The sequence below is a fragment of the Sphingobacterium bovisgrunnientis genome (assembly GCF_009829085.1).
In the GTDB taxonomy this organism is placed as follows: Bacteria; Bacteroidota; Bacteroidia; order Sphingobacteriales; family Sphingobacteriaceae; genus Sphingobacterium; species Sphingobacterium bovisgrunnientis.
In genome coordinates this window covers 105,811-119,984 of the sequence record NZ_WUQY01000002.1, presented here as the reverse complement: position 1 = coordinate 119,984, position 14,174 = coordinate 105,811, and the positions used below count along the sequence as shown (strand labels likewise).

The following is a 14,174-nucleotide window of genomic DNA, read 5'->3' as shown; positions in this document are numbered from 1 at the left end:
AATGAAAAATAAATTATATACGATAATACTGGCTGCAGCAGCATTAAGCTTTTCGAGCTGTAGCAAAGATTTTCTAGAGAAATATCCTTCTGAGCAAATTTCTACAGAACAACTTGTAGATTTATCTCAGCAAGACCCATCTATTCTTGATGGCTATTTAGCGGGTTTATACGCTAAAATGTATGAAACAGGTAGTGGTGGTACAACTGGGCATGATGATTTTGGTCAAAAAGGCTATGATATCTTTTCTGACCTATTATCAGGCGATATGGTTTTGGGTGGTGATAATTACGGTTGGTATTTGAATATTGCCAACTTAACAGCTACTGAAAATTATACGGTGAACCAAGCTTACACACCTTGGAGATATTACTATTCTGTTATTTTCAATGCAAATAATGTTATTGAAACTTTGGGTGGTAATGATGCAGAATTAACAAATCAAGTGGCTCAACATATGATGGGACAAGCTAAGGCAATGCGTGCTTATGCTTATTTCTATCTTGTTAACCTATATTCTCGTGAAGGATATGGTACAGGTAATGAAAAGGTTTTGCCAATCTACACTTCCATGGCTACTGCTAATAATCCAAAATCAACGACTAAAGAAGTTTATGATTTAATTATTAATGATTTGACTGAATCGGTGGAGTTGCTTGCTACGTTTAATAGAGGAACTGTTAAACATGCTATTGATAAATCGGTAGCGCAAGGTTTGTTATCTTATGCATTGTCAGCAAGAGGTACAAATGAAGATTTGAGAAATGTTGTCACTATTACTGATGAAATAATAGCTAGTAATAAATTTAAAGTTACTACTGCTAATGAAGTTGTTGCTCAGTTAGATGAAGATGGAGCTTTACTAAACCCAGAGTCGGGATTCAATAATGTAGCGACTCCTAGCTGGATGTGGGGTGTAGACCTGACATTAGCAAGTGACCTTGACTTGGTATCATGGTGGGGACAAGTAGATTTATTTACTTATAGTTATGCATCTGCAGGGGACCCTAAAATCATTGATAATAGTTTGTTCGAAACAATCAAAGATAGCGATGTGCGTAAAGGACAATTTGACGAAGATTATTGGCCAATAAACAAGTTTTTTGCGCCTGAGAGAAGAGTAGATGGTCAACGTTATATTGTAACAGATTATGTTTATATGCGTTTCGAGGAAATTCTATTATTGAATGCAGAAGCAAATGCAAAATTAGGTAATGAATCTGCTGCAAAAGCATCATTGAATTTAATCCTTGAAAACAGATTCGCTAATGCTGCTGATTACGCTTATGTGAATAATCTTACTGGTCAAGCGTTATTGAAAGAGATTTACTTACAAACTAGAATCGAACTTTGGGGTGAGGGTAAATCATACTTATCGTTGAAAAGAAATAAAGAAAAGGTTACAAGAGGATCTAATCACTTGTTCTACGAAAATACAACTTTCAATTACAATGATCCAAAATTGACATTTTTGATTCCTCAATCAGAAGAATTAAACAATCCTAATTTGAATAAATAGTCAATACAAATGCTAAAGAAAGCCCATAAGTGTATACTTATGGGCTTTTTAGTTGAATATTTAGCCTATAAATTTTTTATATGTATGAGTACTTTTGATCTTATGGAATATTGTTCTAAATCATTACTGTCCTAAATAAAATTTAGTACGTGCAAAACCTACCTTCTTTTATGAATTAAGAAAGCTTTTGATAAAAAATCAAATTATATCCCCAGTATTGACTTTAAAAGAGCTTGAATTGCCCAATTCTATCAGCAGGTTTACCAGAAAAGAATGGATCGTTTGCCCATTTCTAGAGATCAATCTTCACAAATATATTCAAGCGAATAAAGTTCACCAGATTAGATAAGTTCCAATCGTATTTAGCCTTCTTTTGAATGTATTTAAAGAGTAGTATAACCTATTAATGCAGTCCAAATTTGGATGTAGACGGCATTTTCTGAGGTCCCTACAAAACTGGTTACTTTCAGACGCTGTTTAAGATGTTTGAAGAAAGTTTCAATCTCCCATCTTTCCTTATATAAGGCCGCTACTGTTGATGCTTTCCAGGTGAAATTATTTGTTAAGAACTCATATTCAGCATTATTTATGCTGTCCCAAAAGCGAACTAGACGCATTTTCTTTCCTTGATAGTGCTTTTTAGCATCCCCATCAAGCTCAATGATCTGATCCTGAATAACTCCGCTTTCTTTGAGTGCTTCACTTTGAACTGATCTCACCACAGTATATTTCATATTGCTCTTACTGCGTGTGACAAAAAAGCTCTGGGTGCTGTCCAAAACGTTCATCCAAGCATAATCAACGTAGCCTCTATCCACAACCACCACACAGCCCTTAGGAAATGAAATGGTCTTGGCGATTTTAGATTCATGTTGTTTACCATCTGTGATATGCACAAAACTGGGCATACAGCCATCATAATCAAGTATAGTATGAAGTTTAATAGCTCCCTTAGCACTGCGGAATTTAGCCCAGTCAAATACACTTAAGCATAAGGGAATAATAGTAGCATCCATGAGATATACTTTACGTTTGAGTCTGTTAAGCTCGGCGCGTCTTGGTGAATCTTTACGCCACAAATCATCCAAAAGTCTATAATACAAATCACGGAATATGCCATGATTACGATGTTTGTTGATGTAAGATAAGTTCGACTTGCTAGGTGTTCTGGAAATTCCCATATGGCTCATGTTTCCTGTAGTACTACGGAGACCATTAGAAATGTCACGAACGGAATCTGCGGAGGAAAGATGGCAGAAAAGCATACTCACAAAATGTGTCCAACTATTAATTCCTTTATGGTGTTTATCGGACTGATATTGTTGAACCAATTTATTAAAAATGTCACGGTCTACTAGACCTAATATCTGAGAAAATACGTTTATATTTACCATGGCGGTAGTTATATTTTAGCGAAATAAATATAGCAATCCTTGCTATATTAAACCACCGCCATTTTTCCCTTATTTAGGACGCCTCTGGTTCTAAATAGGATTACTCCTTTTCAGTTTTACTAGCTATAGGTAGCATAAATAGAATTCTAGTCTTGAAAACATTAAACTAGTTAAGTGTTGCTTGTTGAATATTATCAAAACGATAGTGCCCTAACTATTAAAAATCAGTGTAATGAATGAAATAGTTGTTTGGCTTTATTTATGAAATAAATCCATTTATTTGTGCTCATTTTTGACAGCAATAACTTGATAAATTGTTTATTCATAATTTTAATGTTTACATTCAATTTCGTTACTTTTTAATATTTTTTATTGTCATTCAATTTCTTTAAAATGTTTTAAAAGTAAATCAAAAGTATTTTTGTTGAAAATAAAATAACCAATACAATATTTTTAAAATCTTTTATTGAAGTGTTAAAAAGTGTAAAATATTTTTTTATATGTTTGCATAGTACCAAATGAATTGTGAATAAAAGTTGTATTGACAACACTAACAATTACTAAACAAAAACAAAAACTTATGAAACAAAAGTTACTCAGTGCAATGTTTGCAATGACTTGTGTAACAAGCATGTCATTTGCGCAAACTCGAGAGGTGAGTGGTTTGGTTACATCATCTGATGGAACTCCAATTAGTGGGGCTTCTATTTCGGTGGTTGGGACAAATACTGCAACTCAAACAGATGGATCAGGTCGATTCAGAATTTCCGTTAGTTCAGGTGCCACGTTAAGTGTATCTTATATCGGATACATTTCTCAACGTGTATCTATTGGCGGGTCTGCAAATTTGTCCATAGTACTTACTCCAGGAGATCAAGCTTTAGAAGAGGTAGTGATAACTGGATATGGCACTGTAAAAAAATCGGACTTTGCGGGAGCTGCGGCAACTATTGGACCAAAAGAAGTCGAAAATAAGCCTGTAGCAAATATTACTCAAAATTTGCAAGGAAGATTGCCAGGTGTTCTTGCAAACTCAGGGTCAGGTCAACCAGGTAATGGCGCGACAATCACTATTAGGGGTATTAAATCTATACAAGGAGCTGGTGCTCAACCTTTATATATTGTAGATGGTATTCCGGTTTCAGGATTAGAAAGCTTAAATCAAAATGATTTTGAATCTGTTACAGTTCTAAAAGATGCAAATGCTGCAGCTTTATATGGTGCCAGAGGGGGGGTAGGAGTTATTGTTATTACCACAAAGTCGGGTAAAAAGGGTAAATCTGATATTACATTCAGAACACAATTGGGATCAACTGCTCCACCGAATTTTGATAGGCTTAATTTGATGAATACAGCAGAGTTACTAGCATATGAAGAGCGTACAGGTGTCATAACACAATCAACTAATGCTAATTTTTCTAATGTACCGGGCTGGTATTATAGTCCTTTAAATCCAGCTAACGCAAATCTGTCTCAAGCTCAAAAAGATGAGTATGCAAGGAAACTTGATAGTACTCGTAACATTAATTCAGATATTAAGGATATATTGTTTAGAAATGGATTGTCTCAAAATTATGAGATAAATCTTCAGGGAGGGGCTGATAATATTACATATTTTTCTAGTTTGGGATATTTTTCTCAAGAAGGTATTGATAAAACTTCTGATTATGATCGGTATTCGGGACGTTTTAACATGGGGTATGATAAGGGACGTTTCACTTTAAAATGGAATAGTAACCTATCATATGGTATTCAAAACAATGCTATAGGCGATTCATGGGGAAATAGTACATTAAATCCATTCCAAATGATTTATAGAGCTAGACCATATGAAAATCCATATTTAGCAAATGGTGATTTAAATTTTGGAGGGGGAAGTACCAACTTAAACCCAAAAGCTTTAGCCAACTTAATAGAAACAGCAGAAAATTCGCGTTGGACAGAGAAAAAATGGAAAATCAACACTGGTCTAACTCTTGCGTTTAAATTAACAGATGATTTAGTTCTTAGAAACACAACTGGTCTGGATGCTGATAATAATCTGTATGAATACTATATTAACCCGGACTCTTATCGCGGATCTGTACAAACTTATAATAAGGGTTTTGTCAGAGAAGCAAGTATGGTTAATGCGCAGCTTATTAATACATCAAGTTTAAATTATAGTAAAACTTTCGCTGATGTTCATGCTGTAAGAGCGGGTGCATATTTTGAAGGTATTCGTGTATATAATAAAGGTATGGGCTTTGTATTATATAATCTTAATCCTTCTTTACCTTGGACAGGTCAAGGAGCGAATCCATTGCCAACTAATGGTGCAGCTTCAATGGCACAAAATTCTACTAGTGCAAGATCTGGATATGGTATTCGTTCGTATTTCGGTACAGCTGAGTACGCGTATAATGACAAGTATTTAATTAATGCAAATATCCGTCGAGATGGTACATCTAGAATTGTTAATATCGATAATCGAGAGATTACTACTTGGTCTACAGGTCTTGTATGGAACGCTATTAAAGAGTCATTTATCGAAGATTTAGGTTTTGTAAATGATTTGAGATTACGTGCTACATATGGTCAGACTCCAAATATTGGTAGTATAACAGTTAATAGTTACGCTGTTAATGGATTTAGCGTTCCAAATTATTTATCAGCTCAAATACCATCTTTTGGCTCTTCATCATATTCTGGTTCTACACTTCCTGGTTTAGGTCCTTCAACTCCCGGTAATCCTAATCTGAAAATCGAAACTGTAAATAAGACAAATATTGGAGTTGATTTTGCAACATGGGATAGTAGAGCTCGTTTGACGTTGGATGTTTATAAAGAAATGACTAACGATTTATTTGTTAACCAGCCATTGAGCAATACGACTGGCTTTAATAATATGGCAATAAATGCCGGTAAGATGTCTAACAAAGGTATTGAAGCATTATTAGCTGTGGATGTTGTTAGAAATCAAGATTTCGATGTTTCACTAGGGTTAAATCATGCTATAAATATTAACAAAATTGAAGATTTAGGCCTTGTTTCTGAATATGAATTAGGAACGTTTATCATCAGAAAGGGATTACCATATGGTTCGCATTATACATATAATTATTTAGGGGCAAATCCTGATAACGGACGTCCTACTTATTATGCTCAAGATGGTACGACTAAAGTTTATGCATTAGCAGAAGCGGGAAGATTTGCTGATTTTGGTACTTATCTACCTAAACATGTAGGAGGATTCAATGCGGACTTTAGGTATAAAAGATTTTCTGTAGGATTATTGTTTTCTTATCAATTTGATGTAGTAAGAAGTAATAATGTGCGTAACTGGATAACGGATGGAACTAGAGGTAATACAGGTGCGATAACTCAATCTAGAGAATTAATTGACAATCAGTGGTTGAAGCCTGGTGATAATAAGTTTTTCCCAAGCCCGGCTTATGCAAAAGGCTTTACAAATTCTGATTTGCAAGACGCTAAATTTTTACGTCTAAGAAATCTTAATGTAGCTTATAGTTTGCCAGAGATAAAATATGCAGGAAATACTGTAGTTAAAGGTGCAAATTTATACTTTAATGCATATAATTTGGCTGTGTGGAGTCCTTGGGCAGGTACTGATCCAGAGGATAACAATAATATTAGTTTAGTTGAATATCCAAATCCAAGAATGTTTGTTTTTGGTATTGATTTTAAATTTTAAAAGAATAAAGTGATGAAAAGGAATTTTCTTAAAATATATACTATTGCATCCATTCTATTTCTTTCAACCTCTTGTAATAATTTATTAGAAATCAAAGAAACTGATTTCTTAGGAGGTGATATTGCTCTTAGAACTGTAAGTAATAATGAGTCATTATTGATGGGTGCATATTCGTCTTACGATGCCGACATGGCGGTAAGATTGAATGGGGTTTTTTCTGATGAATTAAAAGCTGGTGATTTTTATAATGCTCAAACAACACATGAGTGGCAATTTGCGGCAGATGACATAGGTATTAGAGATAGCTATACTGCTGTTGATCCTTTGTATAGAGTAATCGATCGTGTGAATAGGATCTTTATAGCATTACCAAATGCGGTTTCAGAGGCGTCTACAGATGAGGCTAAAAAGTCAATTATAAAAGGGGAGGCATTATTTTTAAGGGCTTTTGCACATTTTGAATTATTTAGGTATTACTGTAAAAATTACGATCCTAGTGGGTTAGGCATGATTTATATGACTGAACCATCTCTGGAGCCAAAGGCTAGAGAAAATATGGATACATATTTTCAAAAGATTCTTGCTGATATTACAGAAGCAAAAACTTTGTTGCCAGCAACATCTACTGATGTATATAGAGCGAGTCGTTTAGCAGTGGTGGGTTTACAAGCTAGGGTTGCTTTATATATGCGCAATTGGAAAGATGCTATTACATATTCTACTGAATATATAAATGCTAAACCACTTGCCACAAAGACAGAGTTTCCTGGTATCTGGAAGGATACAAATAATGCTGAGGTTGGCTTTAAAATAGCAAAAACTGTATCAAATACAAGATTAGGAAGTATTTATAGAGGGTTATTCACTAGAGTAAATGGTGTACTACAGGCTCCAGGTTCTATTTCTTGGGTGCCATCGAGCAAATTATGGGATTCTTTTGATCAAGTTAACGATATTCGCTTTGAAAACTATTTGATAGATGAACCAATCTTGGCTTCAGTTCAAGGTAAGCCATCTAAGATTGTAAAGAAATATGCTGGAGGTGAATATGCTTCTGCTAATGAAAATGTGAATGATCTAAAAGTTTTTAGAACAGCTGAAATGTATTTAATTAGGGCTGAGGCTCGTGCTGAGGATGGATTGGTTAATGGTGCTAATAGTGCTGAATCAGACCTTAATACTTTAAGAGCAGCTCGAATAAATGGATATGTTAATCAATCATTTGCTTCTAAAGATTTAATTATCCAAGCAATAATGAATGAGAGATATAAAGAATTAGCTTTCGAGGGGCACCGTTTTTGGGATTTAAAGCGTAGAGGGCTACCTGTACAGCGTGCAACGGCTGATGCACCTACTCCTGCAACTGCAACTTTGCCAGCAAATGATTTTAGATTTGTATTACCAATTCCTAATGAAGAAAGATTAGCAAATCAATTGATACAACAAAACGAAGGATATGAATAATTAAAAATATAAAGGACAGTATGTTATAATACTGTCCTTTTTACTTTAATCTTATTATAATGAGAAAGTATATCTATTTATTAATTTTATTGATGGTCAATAGTTTGACTTGCTTTACACAGATTAGATATCAAGAAGGGGTAAATTCTTTTTTGGTTTTCGGTAGACCGCTAGGTAGTACTGATACAGAAGTTAAGGGTTCAAAATATGTTGATGATTTTAAGCTTTATTCTGTTAACGGAAGTGACAAAAAGTATTTGATAAGATATAATGCACTTAAAGATTTGATGGAATATAAAGCTGATAATAATAATATTATAGAATTAAGTAAGGAAGCTACAACAAGGGTTTCAAATGAGTTTATTAATTATTTATTAATTGATAACAACAACAAATTGCAATATCATCAGATTTTAGCAGATACAAATCAAATTAGGATTACAAAAGTAATAAGTATAAACTACATAAAGGCTAAGCCAGCCAGAAATACATACGAAGAGGGTGTACCCTCAGAATATAAGAGAAATAAGGATCAGTATTTTATTTATAAAGATAATAAACTGTACCCATTTGACGGAAAACAAAATTCATTTATAAAAATTTTTCCTTCAAAAACTGACATTATTAAATCGTATTTTAAAATAAACAAAGAAGGATTGAATGAAGCCACAATTCTTTTACTAAAACATCAACTGCTTTCTAAATTATAAATTCTTAAATTAATATGATTCAATTGTTTAAATTAACAATTTTCACAGAATGGTCGCTTCAGAAAGTCAATTAATAAGGTTAATCATGAGGGCTTAATATTTGATGCTTATTCTTGTTGTATTTGGGTATTCATAATTTTTCCTATGAAGAACTTTTATTTGGAATCTCTTTTATCAATTTTATTTACAGGCTAATGTGTCTGAATTAAATAATAAATTAAATCATGTCTTTATTGGTGAAATTGCTAAAATAGAAGTAAAGGTTTGATTTATCTGTGTTGCTATATATAAAATTCCTGAAAATTCATTTTCATAAATATTACTAATATAGTGTCTTAAATGATCTATTTTGTTGATTTATTTCAAGGCTAAGTATATTATTCATAATTATTTCAATTTAAGTTTTGCTTAAAAAGTTTTGCTTAAAAAGTTTTGAGAAAAAAGTTTTAAGTTATTATTTGCTTATATTTTTTATAAGTTTTTTTTAGTTTATATTTTAATTTGAAATGTTAAATTTTTTAACATTTCAAATTAAAATAGTTATGTTCGCATAACATAATCATTTTACCAAAATTTGATAATGGTTTATTTACTAACAAAAACTATAACTTATGAAGCAAAAGTTACTCAGTACAGTGTTTGCTATGGCTTGCATCTCCAGCATTTCATTTGCCCAAACCAAAGAAGTGAGTGGTTTAGTTACGTCAACAGATGGAACTCCAATAAGTGGAGCATCTATTTCAGTTGTTGGTTCTAATACTGCCACACAAACAGATGAATTAGGTCGATTCAAAATTTCTGCGCCATCTGGCTCAACATTAAATGTATCTTATATTGGATACACAACGCAGAGAGTTTCTATCGGAAATTCCACAAATTTATCGATTGTTTTGCAAGGTGGTGATCAAGCATTGGAAGAGGTGGTTATTGTTGGTTATGGCAGTACCACAAAAGAAGCTTTCACAGGATCGGCGAAGAAAATCACAATTGAAACTCTTGAACGTAAAAATGTATCTAATATTTCTCAAGCTTTAGCAGGTGAAGTTGCCGGCGTAACTGTTGTTAACCCGACTGGTCAACCTGGTACAGCTGCAACAATTCGGATTCGTGGCTTTGGTTCTGTTAATGGAAATCGTGCGCCATTATATGTGGTTGATGGTGTGCCTTATACAGGAAATCTGACTTCGATTAATCCACAAGACATAGAATCTTCTACTGTTTTGAAAGATGGTGCTGCTACTGCTATTTATGGATCTAGAGGTGCAAATGGTGTAATTGTAATCACTACGAAATCTGGTCGTGGTAAAAAGGCTTTTGTTGAAGCTGATGTTAATCTGGGAACAAATGCTGCTTTAATTCCTCGTTATGATGTAATTAAGTCGCCTGAGACATATATAGGATTAAGTTGGGAAGCTCTGTATAATCACGGAAATATAATCAATAATGCAGATCCTGTGGCATATGCTAATGCTAGGTTATTTTCTTCAGCAGGAATTAATGCTGCTAGTAATTTGTGGAATGTGGCTACTGCTGCAGAATTAATTGATCCAGTAACTAAATCAGTTAGGGCAGGAGTTACAAGAAAATTTGACCCTGAAAACTGGGAGGACTATGCCTTTCAGAATGCCTTTAGAGCTGATTACAATATAAAAATGGGCGGTTCTACAGAAACAGGCAATTACTATACATCATTGGGGTATCTAACAGATAAGGGGTACTCTATAAAATCAGATTTTGAGCGATTATCTGGTCGTGTCAACTTAGATAATAAAGTTAAGCCTTGGTTGAATGCTGGTGTCAATTTATCTTTCGCGCGTACAACAAGAAATAATAGTGGTCAATCAAATGATTCGGGTAGTATCTTTTGGTTTATGGATAATATACCTTCAATTTTTCCTTTATTTGAAAGAGATGAGGATGGAGAAAAAATCCCAGACCCGATTTATGGAGGATATCTGTATGATTACGGTAGAGCTACTCAAAGACGTTTCGCTAATTCTACTAATTCATTAGCTGATGCTACATATGGATTGCGCAGAGCTTATAGAAATGAAGTAAATGGTAGAGCCTATTTAAATTTTAATATTATAGATGGTTTGACTTTTGAGAACTCTCTAGGAATAAACTATTTTCATAATAAAAATGTATCGAGAAATAGTAAATTTTATGGAAATTCGTTTTCTACTAATGGTGCCATATCCCAAACTAGAACAGAAACTTTCTCTTACACATTGTTGAATTTATTACGTTATAGAAAGGCAATAAATGAGTTGAATAATATTGAGGTGTTAGCTGCTCACGAAGTGCAAGATTTTTCTAATAATGTACTGTCAGGCTCAAAAAGACAGCTTGTAAGAGATGACTCTGAGGAGTTTGATAATGCAGTTGTAACGTTTCCTTTTTCATCATACGAGGAGGGTTTTTCTGTCGAGAGTTTCTTTGGGCAAGTTAATTATGATTATAGTAATAAATATTATCTGTCAGGAAGTTTGCGTCGTGATGGGTCTTCAAGATTTATAAATCAAAAATGGGGTACTTTTGGATCAATAGGTGGTAGTTGGGTAATTTCTAAAGAAGAATTTATGAATGATCAGAATTTATTTGATTATTTAAAAGTAAAAATGAGTTATGGTGTAATTGGAGACCAATCAGTAGGAGCTTATTACCCTGGCTTGATTACGTACCCTCTTTCCAATTTGGATGATTTAGCAGCTATAGGTGCGCCAAATATTGGTAACCCAGATTTAACATGGGAGAAAGCAAAAATGTTTCAAACTGGTGTAGATTTCGAAATTGGAAGATATTTGACAGGATCTTTTGAATATTATATTAAGAATACTACTGATTTAATTTTTGATCGCCGAGTAGGACCCTCAAATGGATATGGTTTAATAACTGTTAATGATGGCGAATTACAAAATCGAGGCTTTGAGTTTGATCTTACTGCACATTTATTAAAAAATCAGGACTTTTTCCTTGACATAGGAGTAAATGGCGAAGTTTTTAAAAATAAACTTAAAAAAATGCCTATAGAACCCTCTACAGGATTACCAAAAATTTTGGATCCGCAATCTCCTTATGGATGGTCAAAAGGTCGATCCATATATGATTTTTATTTAAGAGATTTTGTAGGTGTTGATTCCGAAGATGGAAGATCGACTTGGGCAGTTCATTTTATAGATAAAAATGGTGACGGGGTTTTTGACAATTCTATTGATCAAGGAATAGTTTCATTATCTGCATTTGAAAATGTTAATAACGATGAGATTCTAGTTGGAGAAACTAAAGTTTATCAACAAGCAACAATAAAATACATTAATAAGTCAGCTATTCCCAAGATTCGTGGTGCATTTAATTTAGCGGCAGGTTATAAGGGGCTTAATTTTAATGCACAGTTCTTATATAGTTTAGGTGGATATGCATATGATGGTGCTTATGCAAATTTGATGGCTAATGGAACTATTGGAAGTAATAATTGGCACTCTGATATTTTAAATAGATGGCAAAAAGCAGGTGATATTACAGATGTACCGAGAATATCAAATAATCAGGATGCTAATGTAGCTTCTGCGTCAAGTAGATTTTTAACAAAAGCAGATTATTTAGCATTGAATAATGTTCGATTAGCCTATAATTTCAATCAAAATTTCACGCGTTCATTTGGTTTTGATGGGCTAAGTGTTTGGGCGTCTGGTGATAATCTTTATTTGACAACTAAGCGTAAAGGTTTCAATCCAATGGTATCAGAGGCGGGAAGTACAAGTATGTATACTTATGCACCATTATCAACATTCTCTTTTGGTTTAAGAGCTAAATTTTAAAACAATGAAAAATAATATTTTAAATATATTCATACTATCGGCTGTTCTGTTAACAGCTTGCAGTAAAGATTTTTTAGAAAAAACACCCACTGATGTGATTTCTGAGAAAGATTTGGCAGAAGTAGTTAGTAAGGACCCTAATACTCTTAATTCTAGTGTTCTAGGTTTGTATGCGTTAATGTTTGCACCTGAATCAGGGGGGACAACAGGAGATGACGACTTTGGTCAAAAATCGTATGACATAAGCATGGATTTACTATCTACTGATATGGTCATGGAGGGAGATAACTATGGATGGTTTGTTGCCATTTCTAGATTTCAGCCTACTGTGGATTTTACTAGTAATGGTTCATATATGCCTTGGCGTTATTATTATAGAGTAATACGTGCTGCTAATTCAATTATTGATATTTTAGGAGGATCCGATGCTATTCTATCCGATGATGCTAGTAAACATGTTATGGGGCAAGCTAAAGCTATGCGTGCATATGCTTATTTTTATCTTGCACAATTATATGGTAAAGAAGGTTATGGTACCGGGAATGAATTGTTAATTCCATTGTATAAATCTGCTACCGAGGCGGACAAACCTCTCTCAGCCTCAAAAGATGTTTATGAATTTATTATTCAAGATCTTAGATCGGCAATAACAAACCTTGAAACTTTTTCAAGATCTTCGAAATCTCAAATTAGTAAGTCTGTAGCACAAGGTCTGTTAAGTTATGCACTAATGGCAAGAGGTACAAATGCAGATTGGCAAGAGGTAGTAACATTAACTAATGATATTATTACAAATTCAGGACATCCGCTAACAACAAAAGGCGAAACTGCGGCTATAATACAAGGTGGAGTAGTTACTAATCCTGAGTCAGGCTTTAATAATTTAGCTACTCCTAGTTGGATGTGGGGAACTGATTTAACAGCAGAAAGTAATGTTGCGTTGGATTCTTGGTGGGGTCATATGGATTATTATACGTATAGTTATGCATCATCTGGAGATGCTAAAATTATAAGTGAGGATCTATATGACGCTATTCCTACTGATGATATACGAAAAAAACAATTTCATGCTTCAGCGTTATTACCTATTTATAAATTATTCGATCCTGCTCGTGTATGGGATGGACAATTACCTGTGACAACAGATTTATTGTATATGCGTGTAGATGAGTTTTATCTTTTGAATGCAGAAGCAAATGCTAATTTAGGACAGGATATTGCTGCTATTAATTCGTTGAAAAAATTAGTTGAGCTAAGAAAGGATAATGTTAATTATCTTTCCTCTCTATCTGGGAATGCATTGAAGAATGAAATTTATTTCCAAACTCGTATAGAACTGTGGGGTGAGGGTAAAATTTATTTGTATAATAAACGAAATAAGAAAACAATAACTGTAGCTTCAAATCACCTATTTAATCCAGGGGAAGTTATTCCATTTAATTCGCAAAAAATCACCTTCTCAATTCCACAAAATGAGATATTAAATAATCCGAATATTAACTAGCAATAAAAAAAACTGCTGTAGTATTATAAATTGAGCTCTGAAATTTATTTTTCAGAGCTCAATTTATT

The 14,174-nt window shown here is 33.6% G+C and carries 7 protein-coding genes; 6 read left to right on the top strand and 1 reads right to left on the bottom strand.

Annotated elements, in window-relative coordinates; all coding sequences use genetic code 11:
* The first annotated feature begins 1 nt into the window (after position 1).
* The gene (locus GOQ16_RS01835; protein WP_160067334.1) at positions 2-1,519 is read left to right on the top strand and encodes a RagB/SusD family nutrient uptake outer membrane protein; all 1,518 of its coding nucleotides are present in this window, start codon (positions 2-4) and stop codon (positions 1,517-1,519) included.
* A gap of 383 nt (positions 1,520-1,902) precedes the next feature.
* On the opposite strand, the gene GOQ16_RS01830 is transcribed toward GOQ16_RS01835, so the two are convergent.
* Positions 1,903-2,913, bottom strand: a complete 1,011-nt coding sequence (locus tag GOQ16_RS01830) for an IS4 family transposase (RefSeq protein WP_160067332.1) — start codon at positions 2,911-2,913, stop codon at positions 1,903-1,905.
* Between the two features lie 580 nt (positions 2,914-3,493).
* Here GOQ16_RS01830 and GOQ16_RS01825 point away from each other — a divergent pair.
* From GOQ16_RS01825 to GOQ16_RS01805, 5 genes are all read left to right on the top strand, one after another.
* Entirely contained in the window at positions 3,494-6,607 is a 3,114-nt protein-coding gene (locus GOQ16_RS01825) for a SusC/RagA family TonB-linked outer membrane protein (protein WP_160067330.1), read from the top strand.
* A 12-nt stretch (positions 6,608-6,619) separates the two neighbouring features.
* On the top strand, positions 6,620-8,071 hold the full coding sequence (locus GOQ16_RS01820) for a RagB/SusD family nutrient uptake outer membrane protein (protein ID WP_160067328.1): 1,452 nt from the start codon (positions 6,620-6,622) through the stop codon (positions 8,069-8,071).
* A gap of 59 nt (positions 8,072-8,130) precedes the next feature.
* Positions 8,131-8,781, top strand: a complete 651-nt coding sequence (locus GOQ16_RS01815; RefSeq protein WP_160067326.1) for a hypothetical protein — start codon at positions 8,131-8,133, stop codon at positions 8,779-8,781.
* Between the two features lie 611 nt (positions 8,782-9,392).
* Positions 9,393-12,602, top strand: a complete 3,210-nt coding sequence (locus GOQ16_RS01810; protein WP_160067324.1) for a SusC/RagA family TonB-linked outer membrane protein — start codon at positions 9,393-9,395, stop codon at positions 12,600-12,602.
* Between the two features lie 4 nt (positions 12,603-12,606).
* Positions 12,607-14,106: a RagB/SusD family nutrient uptake outer membrane protein gene (locus GOQ16_RS01805; RefSeq protein WP_160067322.1), complete on the top strand. Its 1,500-nt coding sequence runs from the start codon at positions 12,607-12,609 to the stop codon at positions 14,104-14,106.
* Positions 14,107-14,174: the final 68 nt, after the last annotated feature.

Excerpts from the sequence above, each read along its gene's own strand:
- GOQ16_RS01835 (WP_160067334.1), top strand. The coding sequence starts at position 2 with ATGAAAAATAAATTATATACGATAATACTGGCTGCAGCAGCATTAAGC.
- GOQ16_RS01830 (WP_160067332.1), bottom strand. The coding sequence starts at position 2,913 with ATGGTAAATATAAACGTATTTTCTCAGATATTAGGTCTAGTAGACCGT.
- GOQ16_RS01825 (WP_160067330.1), top strand. The coding sequence starts at position 3,494 with ATGAAACAAAAGTTACTCAGTGCAATGTTTGCAATGACTTGTGTAACA.
- GOQ16_RS01820 (WP_160067328.1), top strand. The coding sequence starts at position 6,620 with ATGAAAAGGAATTTTCTTAAAATATATACTATTGCATCCATTCTATTT.
- GOQ16_RS01815 (WP_160067326.1), top strand. The coding sequence starts at position 8,131 with ATGAGAAAGTATATCTATTTATTAATTTTATTGATGGTCAATAGTTTG.
- GOQ16_RS01810 (WP_160067324.1), top strand. The coding sequence starts at position 9,393 with ATGAAGCAAAAGTTACTCAGTACAGTGTTTGCTATGGCTTGCATCTCC.
- GOQ16_RS01805 (WP_160067322.1), top strand. The coding sequence starts at position 12,607 with ATGAAAAATAATATTTTAAATATATTCATACTATCGGCTGTTCTGTTA.